We start from the raw sequence: 15857 nt of genomic DNA on the forward strand, positions 1-15857 counted from the left end.
TTCATCTCGTTGGGCCAGTCGCTCATGCAAGTCTTTATTCTCTTGTCGAAGCTGAAGCAGTTCTTCTTCTGGCGTCATGCCCTTACTCTACAGGATGTTGAACTCTTTGGCAAATCTCTAGGACACCTGAGTAGTTACAAAAATTGTAAAATAGCCTGTCGTGATTTTTTGATACCCCCTGCTTTCTTAGAGAAACCTGGTGATTACCCATAAGCGTGCCAGGGATTCTTCGTTGCACTCAGAATGACAGGCCCCGGATAAAGCCGGGTGTGTCCGAGGTCTGTCATTCTGAGTGCAACGAAGAATCCCCGCCCCCAACTCGTCCAGCCGTCTCGATTTCAGTGTAATCACCAGTAGAGAAATGGCTTGTAGTGCCGCCGGAATTATGCTATTATATCGGTGATAATCGGTTTCCTCTCATAAAAATGAAGGAGACTATCACTCAAAAACAAGGTAGGGGTCAAGGCGCACACCGGGGGAAGCGACCTGGACGCGAAGCAACACATGACAAGATACAAGAGGAGCGTGCCATGATCGAACAAACCAGCAATCCAATCGAACGCTACTATGACTGCCACCCCACCGAGGAGGACGTGATGGGGGAAACATCTGTTCATGCCATGCTCGTTCACTATCTCATGGAGGTTCTCAACTGGCTGATGCACAAGCAGGTCTGTGCTGTGCATGAGAACCTCAATTTCTATCTGACTCCTAAGGAGGATGAGCATCCTTTTGCCCCCGATATTGCGGTAATCAAGGGCGTTTTGTGGCAGTTCATACCCAGCTACTATATCGGCGTAGATGGGCCTGCGCCACAGGTCGTCTTCGAGATTGCCTTGAAAGAAACCTGGAGGAAGGACCTGGAAGAGAAGCCATGGCTCTATGCCCACGCCGGTATAGAAGAGTACTATGCCTATGATCCGCATAAGCTCCCGCTGGCGCATAGCCGGAAAAGAGGGCACCGCCTGTTCGGCTGGCGCCTTGACCGCGCTACAGGGCAGATGCTTCCGGTAGAATATAGGCCGGATGGCAGTCTGTGGAGTCCTCGCCTTGAGAGTTTCTTAGTACCGGAAGGTGCGTATTTGCGTCTCTATGATAGACAAAAGCAACTACGCCTCACGGAAGCCGAGGCCCTGGCCAGGAAATTGCGCTCTCTCGGCATTGATCCAGATCAACTGATTTGAAGTATGGGAACAGGATGTGCATAATCATCCTTGGCACGTCTACTTGATCCTATACCCATACTTCAGCCTGTCTCCGTCCTTCTCGTTATTGAAGATCCAGCCGACGACCGCGCCGATTTGAATATCGTCGTACAGGTAAATCTCCTGGGTGACAGCGGCGGAGCCTTTCCCATAGGCGTGCTGGCGGCTTTTCTCCATTTCCTGGAAGCGCCTCTGCCAGTTGGCAAAATTCCTGGGCCGCAGGTCGATCCAGCCTTTCTCTGCCCAGATGTCGATGTCGTCGTTTGTCACTTCGATGTCACAATCGCTACATTCCGGGATGCGGATGTAGGGACCGCGTATAATGCGCGTGCCATCGGGTACGAGGACAGGCAGGCCGAGCGAAACGATGGTCTGCAACATCTTTTCGTGCTGTCTTGATTGCAGGAGCGCGTACACCTGCTCGGAAATCTGCTCCGGCGTTACTGCCAGCGCTTCTCGCAAGGATTTGTAGACCAGTTTGAGCAGTTCGGCCTCCCACAGCAGTTTGGAAAGCTCCGGTGGCCCCAGGTGGCCCAACGCGACACTGTGCGTATCGGTCTCCTCCTCGAGCTGCGTCAATGCTTCCAGGACGCGCGGTCGCAGGTATCCTGCCCTGTAAGTTGGATTCATCACCGCGCCATCGATAGCCGCGATCACATCACGCCCGGTGTTGCTGCCCCGAATCTCCAGTATCACTTCGTGCGCGATCTCTTCAGGAGTGACGAACTGCATCTGGCCGAGGTCGGTAATGGTTTCGAACTCACCCTTGGTGAACAGCCCATTTTCACCGGTATCGACGACCGGGAGCATAAGCGTGCCGAGGTTTTGATACTCACCCTCATCCTGGCGTAACACGAGGCGCTGGCCCAGCGTTTCAATATGGTACTCGAAGCGCTCCTGCAACTTGCCTGATTTGTCATGACCCCTGAAAGGGCGGCAGGCCACATCGGCATAACCGATCATACCACCGGGCTTGATCTCCTTCACGATGGGGCCGCCGGCGGTGCGTGCCATCAGGAATAACAGCCCGGTGTGCGCGAAAGCAACCGCCGACTTGGTAATCAGCTTGGCGGATGGTTTGTCCTCGCTATGTGTATAGGGGACGTTGAGGCCCATGCCGCCGGTGCCGGTGGTGCCAATTTTGAGATACATGCGCGTGCCGACTTCCACCATCACTTTGTGCAGCAACAACACGTGGCGGATCAGTTCGGGCATCGACTGGCTCAACAGCAGTTCGTAGATGAGGCGTTCGGCCCTGGGTGATTGGCTTTGCACTCGTGTGAGATTGTCCTGCTGAATATCCTGTAACAGGCTATCGAACTGTTTTCGCGTTTCTATCGAAGCTGAATACACATCTTGATAGCTGATGGCGGTGGCAGTATTGATGCTATCGATAATGATATCAGGCCGGTGCTTGCGCACCAGGTTGACCAGGTGCGAGCGTTCATATGCGTCTTCGAGCCTGCCAAACAAATCCTCGAAGAGCGTTTCTCTACGCGCGGAATCTTCTAATAATTTTCCCGGTGGCAGAAAGGCGTATTCCTGACGCACAAAGATGTTGCCCTTTTCGGCAGCCCATTCGATAGATTGATCTTTGTGTGTCTCTTGCAATTCTTGAAGAGCGGGATAGACTTCGTCGCCCAGCGAGGCGATGACGATCTTACGTGGGGTTAAATGAGCCGCGACGCGGTGCGCGATTTGTTTTCCGGCCAATCCGGCGCCGCCGAGGATGAGGAAGCATTCGTCGTTGAGCATCCATATACTCCTGAGCATGTGAAACAGGCAGTTCATCCTGCCTGACAATATATTGTTGTATCTTAATAGTATCCTTTATGACAGTATTCTGTCCAGTTGCAAAGGAGCCATAATGAACCACGACGACCACGTACATTTGCTGCGCAAGGGCATACCTGAATCAGGGGGCGTATGGGCCGATCTCGGCTCGGGCGGCGGGGCATTTACCCTCGCGCTGGCCGATTTGATCGGAGCGACGGGAGAAATCTATTCTATCGATAAAGATGCCGGCGCGCTGCGGCAGCAGGAAAAGGCCATGCAAGCGCGTTTTCCCAACGTGACTGTCCATTATATCAACGCCGATTTTACGCGTAAGCTCGATTTGCCCTCGCTGGATGGCATCGTCATGGCTAACTCGCTACATTTTGTGCGTAAGAAGGAACCGGTTTTGCAACTGGTGCGGGGCTACCTGCGACCGGGAGGCAGCTTCTTGCTGGTTGAGTACAACGCTGATCGCGGCAATATGTGGGTACCTTATCCCCTCTCGTATCCTACCTGGGAGTCGCTGGCCCGGCAAAATGGATTCAGCGACACACACCTGCTCGCGACCGTTCCCAGCCGTTTTTTTGGCGAGATTTATTCCGCTGCCAGCCTGCTATTCCCATCTTAAAAGCTTTCCCACAATGTATACACAGGTTTGCTTCTCATCGTGCTAGTTCCTGAAAGGGAGTGATTCTCTAGTATGAAGGAGAGCATATGGCAATACCACAAACGATTTTACGCTCAGATGAACACGCGCAGCATCTCTGGCAAGCAGCGCATGATAGCGCCGTCAAAACCTATGGAGAAGGAGGGCGTGCCCATCGTGTCGCCTATGCTGCCTTAAAGCATGAATACGAGAAAAAAGGCGACAAATGGGTCAGGAAAGCGGAGAAAGGCCCTTCTGAGCCGTCATCCACATCGATGAAACACGCGCGCTTGAACCATTAGACCGTAGCGAACAGTGGGAACGAGGGGATATGCCCGAAACCTTCCCATCAACAATGTAAGGAACCTAGTCTATGCAACTCCCCGCTTATGTGCAGATGGAACCTGTGGGCCAGTGCAACCTGCGCTGTCAGATGTGTTCGATCCAGTTTCGCCGGGATGGTCCGCCTTATGGCCCGCCCGCTTTTATGAACTTCGAGGCGTTTACGCGCATGATCGACCAGTTCGTCGATGTGCGAGAATTGCACCTGCAAGGACTCGGCGAACCGATGATGCACCCGCGCTTTTTTGATATGGTGGCATATGCCGTCGCAAAAGGCATCCGCGTCAGCACCAATTCCAATCTCACGTTATTGAATGAGAGGCGGGCGGAACGGTGCGTGACCAGCGGATTGGATTGCCTGCACGTCTCGCTGGATGGCGCGACGGCGCAGACCTACGAGCGTATTCGCGTGCGCGCGCACTATGACCGCGTCGTCGCCAATCTGGAGCGACTGCTGGCCGCGCGCAAACGCCTGGGAAGCGACCATCCCCATATACACCTGGTGATGGTTGTGATGCGGCAGAACCTGCATGAGTTGCCGCAGATCGTGCGCCTGGCGCATGGCTGGTCAGTAGAGGAGATGTTTGTGCAGCACCTGTGCCATGATTTTGGTGAGTCGAGCCTGCCTTCATACTACCGGCCGATGCGAGAGTTTGTGCAGGAACAAACGCTGCTTGAGGAAGATCCACAACGCGTCGCCTATTATTTTGACGAAGCGCGTGCTGTGGCCCAGGAACTGGGAGTGAAGTTGCGCCTGCCGCGCACGCAGCCGCGCCAGTATGCGCCCAGCACTCCTGGTTCGCAGCGCTGTAGCTGGCCGTGGCAGGGCGCCTATATCAGCTACCAGGGCTATGCCATGCCATGCTGCATGGTGTCAACCCCGGACCGCATCAACTTCGGCAATATGGCCGAGCGGGGAGTCGAGGAGACATGGAACAGCCCGGACTTCCAGGCGTTCCGCGATCAACTCGCCTCGGACGAACCACCGGAGATTTGCCGCTCGTGCGCCATCTATTCAGGGACGTTTTAGTGGCCGGGGCCGATCATGGTGTTTGATAACATAGTCCGGCAAGGGACACGGGCTGATCAATCGGCGATGGGCGCGGTATGCCTGTCCCCCAGACAGGACTGCCCGGCCCCTACGGCGCAGCCGTGGGGGTATGTGTCGGCCCGTAGGCCCCGATTTATCGTGGGCACCGCCGATTTATCGGCCCTTTGGGGGTATAGCACATGCACATCCAGACCACCGAACCATTGCACCTTGATGCCGCGACATTCCGCACGCTACTGCAATTGCAAGGCCCATCATTGGGTTTATGGCGCGCGGCTGAGGTAGCTGCCCTGCGCGAGCAGGTATTTGAACCGCCCGTGCTTGATCTTGGCTGCGGGGATGGGCTGGTCACTTCGATGGTCCTCTCGAAAGTCGAAATAGGGTTGGACCCGGACGAAAAAGTGCTGGAACGAGCGGCACAGCGCCACGTCTATGAACGGTTTGAAGCTGTTCCCGCCGAGGAAATGCGGCTGCCGGATGCGAGTATTGGAACAGTGCTGAGCAATTCTGTGCTTGAACACCTGCCCTGCCTGGATGCCGTGCTTGCGGAAGTCGCGCGGGTGCTGCGCCCGGGTGGGCACTTGATATTTACCTGTCCCACGGAAGCATTCAGCAGGTGGCTTGTCCTGCCCTCTGCCCGCTATGCAGCCTGGCGCAACCGCCAACTCCGCCATCTCAACCTGTGGCCAACGGAGCGCTGGATAGAACATCTCAATAATGCCGGACTTGAGGTGGAACTGGTACGCCCCTATCTGAGGCATGGATGGGTGAGCCTGTGGGACGCGCTGGAGCTCGCTCAGCAGGTATGGATAGCCGATAAACGGCTGGTCGGGATGATCTGGCGACGTATCCCATCATCTTCGATGGATCGCCTCGCGCGGAAAGCATCGCAGTTGAACCTTGCGGCTTCCGTTCCAGGTGGGGGCCGTTTGATCGTAGCGCGCAAATGCTAAAGGCATAGACCCTGTCCAGAGCGACCCCTGGCAGTCTTACATGGATAGCTTTTGCAATGGCCCGAGCCGCTTCCTAAAAACCTGTACGTGTAAGCACTCGCGGACGCGCTCTATCTCAGATATTCTGGTTGGCGAGATTCACCAGCGGTGGGAATGGCGAGGGCGTTTCGGGCGCTCGCTCGATAAGTTCCTCACGCACAATACTGACATCGGACGGCGCGCTGATGCCGATCTTCACGCGCTCGCCCTCGACCGCCAGGATGGATATGCTGATGTCCCCATCGACAATAATACTTTCACCAACTTTACGTCGCAATACAAGCATGCCTGGCTCCTTCTCTAGAAGAGGCTAACCGGGGCGTCCTCGCGCCGCGTTGCGACAAAGACACATGTCGGTCTTAAACTTCTATGTTTCAACATAACTGCAATAAATTATTTAGTGGCGCGTAGAGGATACTCACATCCCTTAGACGCGCCGGTTCTGTGGAACAGGTACTATTTACTTGAGCATTTTCTGCGCGATTGCTTTGCTATCTATAAAATACGTGCCCGCTGCGATTTCCGTGACGAGCGCTTCGACCAGCGCCGTGCGTATTTCCGGCTGGCTGCGAGCGACCCGCATCCCCTGCTCCATTGCAGGCGAAAGCGGCTCACTCGCCTGAACCGGGCTTGTAGTGGAGGCAACAGGAACAGTCGCGGCCTCGGTACTCACCCGCTCGATGGTTTGCCATACACGGACTGCCATAGTCTCTTGAGCCACCTGTAAATCACTACCAGCATTTTTAATGCCTGTTTTCATGAACATTCCTCACAATCTCAATATTATGCGTATTTGCTACCAGTCACTCCATCTGTACCCATGTAACCACACTTTTCTGTATCGGCACTCGCTGGCAATTCAGTAGAGGCCAATGGCAGTGTTTTTACGATGTCGCCCGAAACTTTTCCGCCGCGAACTTACCTCTACTTATCTATTACGTGCGCATGTTGCACTTTTTTACTACGCGCCTTTTCCTGCCGGAGATGAAAGGCTGAGCGCAAGCGCAGGATGGCCTGCATGTGCAGTTGACATACACGCGATTCGGATACGCCCATGATTTTACTGATTTCTTTCATCGTCAGTTCCTCCTGGTAGTATAAAGAGAGTAGTAAACGTTCGCGCTCAGGGAGCTGGTCAATGGTGGTGCTGAGTAGTTGCAGCATTTCATGCTTCTCTGCTTGTTCGAGCGGATCAGGTGTCGAGTGATCCTCGATCAAATCGCCAAGCGAAAGAGCTCCCTCGTTCTCCTGCTGCGCCACTGCTCCAAGAGGAGCGTCCAGGGATAAGATCATGGCACCCGCTTCGAGTAACATCTGGCGGTAGCGATCAAGCGAGACGTTCAAGGCCTTTGCGGCTTCAACTTCTGTCGCGGGTCGTCCATAATGCTGCTCCAGTTGTGCCAGCGCCTGTTCGATCTGTCGCACCCGCGCTACTGCGGAGCGTGGTAGCCAGTTGAGGGTGCGTAACTGGTCTATGACCGCGCCGCGAATGCGTGAGGTCGCAAAGGCCTCGAAGCGAATACCGCGCGCGGGATCGTAGCGATCGATAGCGTTAATCAATCCTATCATGCCATAGCTGAGCAAATCATCTGCCTCGAGCAGGCTGGTGGAGGGAATACCCAGCCTTCCGACAACATATCGAGCCAGAGGGGCATATGCGGCGATCAGTTCTTCACGCAATTCCGGACGCCTGGTGGCAACAAAATCCGCCCAAAGCTCGTCTATGGTTGCTGATACACTCATATGTTTGTCCTTCTAACTAGACCCCTTACCTGCCCTGAGCAGGTACTTGATGAGTCGAGTGTAGCCAGTTTCCGGTGTGACGAATATTGACATTGGTCGCTTGCTTGCTATACCAGAAGTCCCCTTTTTGTGTCGATGGGCGGAAAAGCAGGGGAAAGAGCTATTGTTGGCGGCCTGCCGGTCGATTGAATTGATAGAAATGAAGATAAGGCGAGAGGATATGCCATATACCCTCTTGTGGTGATATTGAGGAGAAGCACTATGAAAAACCAGACTCCCTCATCTATGGGAGGGAAGCCAGAACATAACGAGCGAGGCGGTAACAGGCAGCACACCGGTGTCGAGAAAACTGTGGTAGGCAACAGACAGGAGCAGGTTTTCCTGGATTATCTGTTGGAGATGGATTTCACGTGGGAGGAGGCGCAAAAACTGATTCAGTTACGCGAGAATCTCTGCGAGAACAGCGAAATGCGGCAACGTATGGCTGACGATTGCCGCATGCAATTTGCTCGCTGGCTCTACGAACAGGGGGAGATAAAAGAAGCATAGAAAGCCGATCAATCGGCGGCGGGCGATGGCCGGTTTACCGTGCCCACCGCCGATTGATCGGCTTCTGGCCATTATATCAACTTGACGCCCGAAATCACCAGCACCGTTGCCAGGACAGGACGCATATAGCGATCAGGGATGTACTTGCTTGCCCGGCTGCCTATCAGTACGCCAGGCAGCGAGCCGATCAGCAGCATACCCGCGATTCCCCAATTAATCGTGCCGGAACTCAGGTAGCCAATCGCGCCGGCCGCCAGCAGCATAAAGGCCTGGAAAACATCCGTTCCCACCAGTTGCTTCGGCGTGAGCCTGGGGAAGAGGAAAGCGATTGAGACGATGATCAATGTGCCACTGCCTACCGAGGTCAGACCAACCAGGAACCCGACGAACGCACCAACCAGAATGGTGACGATAGGCCGGTAGCGCTTCTCCCAGAGATTTGGCCCGGCAGTCACGGCCTGGCTATCACCCTGTGCCAGAGCTGCCTGCTTCTCGCGCTCCAACCTTCTCTGCTCTATGCGGCGCATGAGGAATGGCTTCAAGACCAGCAGCACCGCGACCAGGATCAATGTGAAACCGAGGGCGTGCAGGATGACGCCATTGATCAGATTGCCATAGTGCTTGCGAATGAGCTGCACCAGCCCAACACTCAGGAGTGTGGCCGGTACGCTGCCACAGGCCAGCCAGAGGGCGACACTGAAATCCACCTGCTTCTGCCGTATGTGTACAATCGATCCTACCGCTTTGGTTACGGTGGAATAGGCGATATCCGTACTCACAGCCCATACAGGTGGAATGCGGAAAACCAGAATCATGATGGGAGCGAGCAGCGAACCGCCTCCCATACCGGTAAGGCCTACCAGGAAGCCGATCAGCAATCCAACGAGCGAGAAACGATAATCCAAGTGGCACCCCTTCCGTTTGAATTGAAATATGTTTCAACTAGCTCAACCGCTTGAAACCACTGTAACATATTTTATTCATAACTTCAAGTCATTTATGACATTCTTTTATGTTATGAAATATTGCTATGATTTTTGCTGAGTATCATTTTGAAAAGTTATCAATCACATTCAATATGGTTATAGAATGTGCCCTGGCCGATGTCTTCGGGCGCGGGATTCTTCGCTGCGCTCAGAATGACATAGCCCCGGAGACACCTGGCTGTGTCCGGGGGCATGACATTCTGAGCGTAGCGAAGAATCCCTGCCTAACTTCTAAGAATCGCCGGCGCTATACTTATTGACCAGGTAAGTATAAATAGATATACTTCATGAAATGAAGTATCCGTTCTACTGGCAGATGGGCAAATGAGCTAGAAAGGGACAGTAGAGATGAATCTTTTTGCTCCGGCGGCCTGGCTAAACGCACTTTCTGATAGCCAGCTTCAGCTTTTGACAGTCTTAGGTGTTATACTGGGCATTTTTGGCTTCATGTATCTCACTTCGGAAATATTTCCTCATCGCATTCTTGAGAGGATCATCCAGATCGTCACCATGTTGCTCATCACCACCGCTTTCTGAGTGCTATGTATTCTGTTCTTTCTAAAATTCCCCATGTTTGGTGTGGCAGGGCTGGCTTTTTCTGGCAGCATAGTTCTTAGTTCAGGCTTAAGTGGGGTAACGGCTATAACCTGGTCGCCGGATGGTACGCATCGTTTCTGGAAGCTTTGATAAAACGGTGCAGGTATGGTATGTACAAACAGGCGACCTGATGCGCACATTTCCGGATTCTAATGCTGTGTATGCCGTTGCCTGGTCACCGGATGGCACGCGCGTCGCTGCCGGGGATGGGAGTGGCTATATTAATATCTGGAAGGTATGAATTCTGTGGCGGGCGACCACAAGGGCCCCCGCCACTCCGCTCACCTCTTTCTGCGCCTTCCGTGTATTCACTTCAGGCAGCATATAATTGGGGAAGCAGGACCATCCTTAATTGGCCGTGTGCCAGAGAGGCGCCAGCGAACCGGAGCCGGTTGGATTCGCCTGCGCAGTGATCGTACCGCCCTTTATTAAGAGTGCATCCTCAGGCGTTGTGTATGCCGCCTCGTGACAAACTACGCCCAACATGCACGTTGATCCGGTATCCGGTTTCTGGGCCACCATAAACACTGGCACCGCGTCGTCGTCTGGCACGATGGTAGTCGCCATGTAATCACCGGGCATATAGCCCTGGTCGGTGTGCGCCAGCCAGGTCAGTTTGAACGGCCCGCTCACCTGCTCCGCCGGGCTCCAGCTGTTGCCACCATTTTCTGACGAGATAAAACCGATATCGAGCATGCATGTACTGGTCGAGCAGTTTGCGTTCGGGTAAGAGTAGTAAATCAGCCCGAGATGAGCCTGTCCCTGGAATATCCTGACTCCTATACCCGGCAGGAAGTGATCGACCCCACTGCCGACAGGATCAATCGGAATGAGCTGAACCGGTGTCCATGAGATGCCATCCTTAGAGGTGCTCATCACGATATCGTTCGCCGTACACCCTGGCTCGAAGCGACAGTCCGCCCAGACAACGTAGACCGTGCCAGAAGCGTCTACCTGGGCGGAGACGAGGCCCAGGCCATTGCGCACGAAAGACGGTTCGATGAACAGGTCAAATCCAGTAATTTTGATAGTCTTGCTCCAACTCTTTCCGCCATCGGTAGAGCGGAAAGCTGAGACATTGGCAATAGAAAAGTTCTTCTTGAACACGGTGATGGGGACGATGACGTTCCCGTTGGGCTGCACAACCGGTTGCCCGCCAATGACCAGAGCATGATCGGCGGTCGTCTTCGCGGGCCCCCATGTCAATCCGCCATCAGTGGATGTGCTCATCTGCACAAGGTTATTCCTGGAGGGGTCATCGAACTCGGTATAGCAGTTACCATAGAAAGGGCTGCTTTTCCAGGTATCGCACGTTGTCCAGTTCTTGTCGTTGAAATCACCCGAATTATTTACCACTACGGGGTTGCTCCATGTCAATCCGCCATCGGTCGAGCGGCTGGCAATCACATCAACAGGCCCGGTCGAGGGATTGACAATCCCCAGCAATGAGATGATCCAGACTCTGTGCCGGGGATCGTAGGCAACCGAGGGATCGCTGACACGGGGATATGGTCCAGGTGGTGTTGCATAGATTGTCGTACCTGGCAAGAAGCCATGTTTCCAGGTAAGGCCACCATCGTGGGAAGTTGCCCAGCCAATGTTGGAAGCTCCCCCATTAAAAAAGCGGCCAGACTGGAAAGTCGCGACGGCCGTCGAGCCAAAGGAATAGACATCCGGCTCAACCTGTGTTTTGTGCTGGCTGGTGCCGTTGGTGTATGGATCACTACTGATCTGGATGAGCGTTTCATTGGCGAAGACGAGGCCGGTTGATGCGAGGGAAAGCAGCAATGCAAGCATCGCGCTTAAAATAAGTCTGCTTCCTCCAGCAAGTCGAATAACGCGAAGCATCTTTGTTCCTCCTTACCGTCAAGAGATAATACACCCCTCAGATAGCTGGACTATAAGGGCGGGCCTGATAAAGGCCCCTACAAGGAACGCCTGGAGAGGACTTGATTCTAGTACTTCAGAATCGCTATTACCGGAAGTATCTTCTAGAAATGTATCAGCAGAGGATGCATATCAGGATTACCGAATTTGTACAGCCAACCCGTTTTACATTCATCAGTCTCCTGATAGCATCATCTTTGTTTTAGATTTATTGATGTGATGGATATACGCTTGTTAAGCATGTAGAAACTGGTGAAACAATAGTTACTGCCCCCATGAAAGAGTAACATATAGAAATCCCCCTGTCAATTGTAGATCACCCTCTCGGCCTTATTGCGCTCATGCTCCAGGTAGAGTATAATGCGCTCGGTAGCTCGTCAATTGCTGTGACTGAACCTTCGCATATACTTCTATGTGCCCAATGAGGAGGTGTTATGGAAACGCACCTGGAAATTCGCACGAAACTGCCTGAATCCGATCCACATGCCACGCCGTTGCTCTTTGTACATGGCGCGTGGCACGATGCGTGGTGCTGGGCGGAGCATTTTCTTCCCTATTTCGCGCAACACGATTATATCTCCTATGCCTTAGACCTGCGTGGGCACGGCAAAAGTCAGGGACGTGACCGGCTGCGCTGGACGACCATCGCCGATTATGTCTCGGATATTGAGCAGGTCGCGAGCCAGTTGGAGAGGGCTCCGGTTCTCATTGGTCATTCGATGGGAGGGCTGGTCGTACAGAAATATCTCGAGAAGCATACAGCGCCGGCGGCAGTATTGCTTGCCTCTGTACCGCCGAGCGGTGCCCTGCGTACCACATTGAGCATTGCCGTTCGCCACCCCCTTGCGTTCCTCAAAGCCAATCTTACACTAAGTCTCTACCCAATCATCGGCACGCCGGCCCTTACGCGCGAGGCATTTTTCTCGCCGGATATGCCCGAAGAGAAGGTGCAGGCATACTTTGCGCGCATGCAAGACGAATCGTATCGCGCATTCCTGGACATGATGATCTTCAGCTTGCCGCATCCAAAGCGAGTAAACACCCCCATGCTCGTGCTTGGAGGAGGAAGGGATCGCATCTTTACTCGTAAGGAAGTCGAGGCGACCGGGCGTGCTTATGGCACGCAGGCCGAAATTTTTCCTACCATGGCGCATGATTTGATGTTGGAAGAGGGCTGGCAGGCCGTGGCAGACCGCATACTGGTGTGGCTTGAAGAGTTGGGCCTGTGAGCGCGCTATATGGTATAGTCAGAATATGATAAGTTATTCTCCCACGCTCATGAAGGAGAGATTTATGTCTGAACTGCCCACCTCTACTTTGCCGGATAGAACGGCTCTCTTCCTCGTCACGGTTTCCCGCATAATTAGACTGGAGAACGAGCGATGAACGGAAATCCAACTTTCGCAATTGAGGAATGGAGTGTTCGCGAGACAGAACTTCAACTCGATTCCCTGGCGGAGACGGAATCAATTTTTGCTCTTTCCAATGGACATATTGGACTGCGAGGCAATCTGGATGAAGGGGAGCCGCACGGCCTTCCCGGTACCTACCTGAACTCTTTCTATGAATTGCGCCCTCTTCCCTATGCAGAGGGAGGCTATGCCTACCCGGAATCGGGGCAGACGATCATCAATGTCACCAATGGCAAGCTCATTCGCCTTCTCGTCGACGATGAACCTTTTGATGTTCGCTATGGCACCGTCCGCAGTCACGAGCGAGAACTCGATTTTCGCGATGGCGTCCTGCGCCGCAACGTTTGCTGGACCTCTCCCGCGGGGCGCACGGTCAAGGTCTCGTCCACGCGCCTGGTCTCGTTCACGCAGCGAGCCATCGTGGCCATCAACTACGAGGTCGAGCCTGTTGATGCCGAGATACGTTTCGTTGTGCAGTCTGAACTGGTCGCCAATGAGGCGCTCCCCCAGCAGAGCAGGGATCCGCGGGTAGGGGCCGCTCTTCAGTCCGCGCTTGTGTCTGAGGAACACACGGCTAAAAACGCCGCCGGGCTGCTGCTCCATCGTACCAGGGTCAGTGGTCTGCTCATGGGGGCCGTAATGGACCATCACATCGAGGGCCCACCTGGAATGCTCATCGAGTCTGGAAGCTCGGAGGATGTTGTTCGAGTGTCTATTGCCGGCCGGCTGAAGCCAGGCGAACGCTTGCGGATCGTTAAACTGATTGCCTATGGCTGGTCGAGCCTGCGTTCGCGGCCGGCCATTCATGACCAGATCGTCGCGGCGGTCACTACTGCTCAAATGAGTGGCTGGGAGGGCCTGCTCGCTGAGCAGCGGGCCTACCTGGACGACTTCTGGTCGCGTGCAGTCGTCGAGCTGGAGGGCGATGCGGAGATCCAGCAGGCCGTGCGCTTTGCCCTCTTCCATGTTTTGCAGGCAGGAGCGCGGGCGGAACGCCGGCCTATCCCGGCCAAGGGATTGACGGGCACCGGCTACGATGGCCACGCATTTTGGGATACAGAGATCTACGTCCTGCCTGTGTTGACGCTGACCGCGCCTAACGCCGCCGCCGACGCCTTACGCTGGCGCTATTTGACGCTCGACATGGCGCGGGCGAATGCTCGCCAACTGGGGCAGCGCGGAGCCGCCTTCCCATGGCGAACCATTCGTGGAACCGAGTGTTCGGGATACTGGCCCGCGGGCACCGCCGCTTTCCATATCAACGCGGACATCGCATACGCGGTTGCCAACTATATCAGCGTTACCGGCGATACTGCGTTCGAGGAGGAAGTGGGCCTGGAGTTGCTCATCGAGACGGCGCGGCTCTGGTGTTCGCTTGGCTTCCTCAATTCCACAACCGGCCAGTTCCGCATCGACGGAGTTACCGGGCCTGACGAGTACAGCGCGCTCGTCGATAACAATGTCTATACCAACCTCATGGCACAGCATAACCTGCGTTGGGCAACTGAGGCGGTGCAGCGTCATCCCGAGAAAGCACGCGCGCTTGGTGTGGAGAGCGAAGAGGTCGCCAGCTGGAGCGAGGCAGCTGAGAAGATATTCATTCCCTATGACGAGCGCCTGGGAGTAACTACACAGGATGAGAACTTTACTGAGCACGAGGTGTGGGACTTCGCCGGTACCTCGCCGGATCAATACCCCTTGCTCTTGCACTTCCCTTACTTTGAGCTCTATCGCAAACAGGTTCTCAAGCAGGCCGACCTGGTGCTGGCGATGTACCTGCGGAGCGACGCATTCACCGCGGAGCAGAAGGCGCGTAACTTTGCGTACTACGAGCCTTTGACCGTGCGCGATTCCTCGCTGTCGGCTGCCGTGCAGGCAGTCCTGGCGGCTGAAGTAGGCCAGCTTCAACTCGCCTATGATTACCTGGGTGAGGCCGCGCTTGTTGATCTCCACAATCTGCATCACAACGTACAGAACGGGCTTCACATGGCATCACTGGGAGGAGCCTGGTCTGCATTGGTCGCGGGATTCGGCGGTATGCGCATCCAGGACGGTTCGCTCTCCTTCGGACCGCGGCTGCCTGAGGCGCTGGGGCGGCTGGCTTTCCACATCATGTTCCGTGGCAGTCGCTTGCGCGTCGAGGTGACAGCTACGGAGGCAACGTACCGCCTGCTTGATGGCCCGCCGCTGAAGGTGCGCCATCATGGTGAGGAGATACTGTTGGACGTGGATGCGAGAGTCACACGGCCCATTCCGCCCATAAAAGCGGGGCCGCGCCCGCCCCAGCCGCCTGGGCGTGTGCCGATTCCGAGGAAGGCAGGCGCACGCACCACGAGGCAACTGGAGTAAGCGGGGCGAGGCCGCGTAAGCTTCCACTTTTGGGATCGCGCATAGGCACGATCAATCGGCCCCTACGGCACAGCCAGGGGGTCGATTGATGCAGCGTGGTGCCGGAGTATTTTGTCAAACTTTATAATCGGTAAGCTGTATATCCCTGCCCTCCACTTACGCGGTCAGCGCGTAGATGGAGCGCCAAGACTTCTCTGCCTAAAATAGGCAGCCCTGTAACCTCCCCACGTATTCACTTACAGCACGACGTGCTTAAGAGAAGGACCTCCGCATACAACGCCCAACCGTTTTTCACAGAGTATACAGGTGTCAGGCCTGTCTC

Annotated in this window: 17 protein-coding genes; 11 read left to right on the forward strand and 6 right to left on the reverse strand. The window is 54.8% G+C overall.

All coding sequences use genetic code 11. The annotated features are described in order from the left end of the window. Window positions 1-213 (forward strand): hypothetical protein (locus VFA09_01515; protein ID HZU65929.1); only part of this gene is annotated, 213 nt, incomplete at its 5' end. Window positions 214-530: 317 nt separating this feature from the next. Then, window positions 531-1184 carry a Uma2 family endonuclease gene (locus VFA09_01520; GenBank protein HZU65930.1) on the forward strand — a complete coding sequence of 218 codons (654 nt, stop codon included), beginning with the start codon at window positions 531-533 and terminating at the stop codon, window positions 1182-1184. A gap of 39 nt (window positions 1185-1223) precedes the next feature. Here VFA09_01520 and VFA09_01525 read toward each other — a convergent pair whose 3' ends face one another. Then, window positions 1224-2960, reverse strand: a complete 1737-nt coding sequence (locus tag VFA09_01525) for a hypothetical protein (protein ID HZU65931.1) — start codon at window positions 2958-2960, stop codon at window positions 1224-1226. Window positions 2961-3072: 112 nt separating this feature from the next. On the opposite strand from VFA09_01525, the gene VFA09_01530 reads away from it, so the two are divergent. The 4 genes from VFA09_01530 (at window position 3073) to VFA09_01545 (ending at window position 5973) form a co-directional block, all read left to right on the forward strand. Beyond that, window positions 3073-3609 (forward strand): class I SAM-dependent methyltransferase, encoded by a 537-nt coding sequence (locus VFA09_01530; protein ID HZU65932.1) that lies wholly within the window; start codon window positions 3073-3075, stop codon window positions 3607-3609. An 86-nt stretch (window positions 3610-3695) separates the two neighbouring features. Further along, complete coding sequence (locus VFA09_01535) at window positions 3696-3929, forward strand: ChaB family protein (GenBank protein ID HZU65933.1); 234 nt, start codon at window positions 3696-3698, stop codon at window positions 3927-3929. Between the two features lie 71 nt (window positions 3930-4000). Then, window positions 4001-4999, forward strand: a complete 999-nt coding sequence (locus VFA09_01540; protein HZU65934.1) for a radical SAM protein — start codon at window positions 4001-4003, stop codon at window positions 4997-4999. A 200-nt stretch (window positions 5000-5199) separates the two neighbouring features. Next, window positions 5200-5973 (forward strand): class I SAM-dependent methyltransferase, encoded by a 774-nt coding sequence (locus VFA09_01545; GenBank protein HZU65935.1) that lies wholly within the window; start codon window positions 5200-5202, stop codon window positions 5971-5973. A 115-nt stretch (window positions 5974-6088) separates the two neighbouring features. On the opposite strand, the gene VFA09_01550 is transcribed toward VFA09_01545, so the two are convergent. From VFA09_01550 to VFA09_01560, 3 genes are all read right to left on the reverse strand, one after another. Then, window positions 6089-6298 carry a carbon storage regulator gene (locus tag VFA09_01550; protein HZU65936.1) on the reverse strand — a complete coding sequence of 70 codons (210 nt, stop codon included), beginning with the start codon at window positions 6296-6298 and terminating at the stop codon, window positions 6089-6091. Window positions 6299-6472: 174 nt separating this feature from the next. Continuing rightward, window positions 6473-6772, reverse strand: coding sequence for a flagellar biosynthesis anti-sigma factor FlgM (locus tag VFA09_01555; protein ID HZU65937.1), 300 nt, complete (start codon window positions 6770-6772; stop codon window positions 6473-6475). Between the two features lie 164 nt (window positions 6773-6936). Further along, on the reverse strand, window positions 6937-7755 hold the full coding sequence (locus VFA09_01560; protein ID HZU65938.1) for a FliA/WhiG family RNA polymerase sigma factor: 819 nt from the start codon (window positions 7753-7755) through the stop codon (window positions 6937-6939). A gap of 261 nt (window positions 7756-8016) precedes the next feature. Between VFA09_01560 and VFA09_01565 the strand changes: the two genes are divergently transcribed. Beyond that, on the forward strand, window positions 8017-8304 hold the full coding sequence (locus VFA09_01565; GenBank protein HZU65939.1) for a hypothetical protein: 288 nt from the start codon (window positions 8017-8019) through the stop codon (window positions 8302-8304). A gap of 71 nt (window positions 8305-8375) precedes the next feature. On the opposite strand, the gene VFA09_01570 is transcribed toward VFA09_01565, so the two are convergent. Then, entirely contained in the window at window positions 8376-9209 is an 834-nt protein-coding gene (locus VFA09_01570; protein HZU65940.1) for a sulfite exporter TauE/SafE family protein, read from the reverse strand. Between the two features lie 429 nt (window positions 9210-9638). On the opposite strand from VFA09_01570, the gene VFA09_01575 reads away from it, so the two are divergent. Continuing rightward, window positions 9639-9827 (forward strand): hypothetical protein, encoded by a 189-nt coding sequence (locus VFA09_01575; GenBank protein ID HZU65941.1) that lies wholly within the window; start codon window positions 9639-9641, stop codon window positions 9825-9827. 190 nt (window positions 9828-10017) lie between these two features. Then, window positions 10018-10128: a WD40 repeat domain-containing protein gene (locus VFA09_01580; protein HZU65942.1), complete on the forward strand. Its 111-nt coding sequence runs from the start codon at window positions 10018-10020 to the stop codon at window positions 10126-10128. A 107-nt stretch (window positions 10129-10235) separates the two neighbouring features. Here VFA09_01580 and VFA09_01585 read toward each other — a convergent pair whose 3' ends face one another. After that, window positions 10236-11735, reverse strand: coding sequence for a sialidase family protein (locus tag VFA09_01585; GenBank protein HZU65943.1), 1500 nt, complete (start codon window positions 11733-11735; stop codon window positions 10236-10238). A gap of 473 nt (window positions 11736-12208) precedes the next feature. Between VFA09_01585 and VFA09_01590 the strand changes: the two genes are divergently transcribed. After that, window positions 12209-13003, forward strand: coding sequence for an alpha/beta fold hydrolase (locus tag VFA09_01590; protein ID HZU65944.1), 795 nt, complete (start codon window positions 12209-12211; stop codon window positions 13001-13003). A gap of 153 nt (window positions 13004-13156) precedes the next feature. After that, window positions 13157-15535 carry a glycoside hydrolase family 65 protein gene (locus tag VFA09_01595; protein HZU65945.1) on the forward strand — a complete coding sequence of 793 codons (2379 nt, stop codon included), beginning with the start codon at window positions 13157-13159 and terminating at the stop codon, window positions 15533-15535. Window positions 15536-15857 lie beyond the last annotated feature (322 nt).

Source organism: Ktedonobacteraceae bacterium, from assembly GCA_035653615.1.
GTDB lineage: Bacteria > Chloroflexota > Ktedonobacteria > Ktedonobacterales > Ktedonobacteraceae > DASRBN01.

Coding starts and splice junctions, on each gene's coding strand:
- VFA09_01550 (HZU65936.1), bottom strand. CDS start 6,298: ATGCTTGTATTGCGACGTAAAGTTGGTGAAAGTATTATTGTCGATGGG.
- VFA09_01530 (HZU65932.1), top strand. CDS start 3,073: ATGAACCACGACGACCACGTACATTTGCTGCGCAAGGGCATACCTGAA.
- VFA09_01580 (HZU65942.1), top strand. CDS start 10,018: ATGCGCACATTTCCGGATTCTAATGCTGTGTATGCCGTTGCCTGGTCA.
- VFA09_01590 (HZU65944.1), top strand. CDS start 12,209: ATGGAAACGCACCTGGAAATTCGCACGAAACTGCCTGAATCCGATCCA.
- VFA09_01535 (HZU65933.1), top strand. CDS start 3,696: ATGGCAATACCACAAACGATTTTACGCTCAGATGAACACGCGCAGCAT.
- VFA09_01560 (HZU65938.1), bottom strand. CDS start 7,755: ATGAGTGTATCAGCAACCATAGACGAGCTTTGGGCGGATTTTGTTGCC.
- VFA09_01575 (HZU65941.1), top strand. CDS start 9,639: ATGAATCTTTTTGCTCCGGCGGCCTGGCTAAACGCACTTTCTGATAGC.
- VFA09_01565 (HZU65939.1), top strand. CDS start 8,017: ATGAAAAACCAGACTCCCTCATCTATGGGAGGGAAGCCAGAACATAAC.
- VFA09_01555 (HZU65937.1), bottom strand. CDS start 6,772: ATGAAAACAGGCATTAAAAATGCTGGTAGTGATTTACAGGTGGCTCAA.
- VFA09_01545 (HZU65935.1), top strand. CDS start 5,200: ATGCACATCCAGACCACCGAACCATTGCACCTTGATGCCGCGACATTC.
- VFA09_01585 (HZU65943.1), bottom strand. CDS start 11,735: ATGCTTCGCGTTATTCGACTTGCTGGAGGAAGCAGACTTATTTTAAGC.
- VFA09_01520 (HZU65930.1), top strand. CDS start 531: ATGATCGAACAAACCAGCAATCCAATCGAACGCTACTATGACTGCCAC.
- VFA09_01525 (HZU65931.1), bottom strand. CDS start 2,960: ATGCTCAACGACGAATGCTTCCTCATCCTCGGCGGCGCCGGATTGGCC.
- VFA09_01595 (HZU65945.1), top strand. CDS start 13,157: ATGAACGGAAATCCAACTTTCGCAATTGAGGAATGGAGTGTTCGCGAG.
- VFA09_01540 (HZU65934.1), top strand. CDS start 4,001: ATGCAACTCCCCGCTTATGTGCAGATGGAACCTGTGGGCCAGTGCAAC.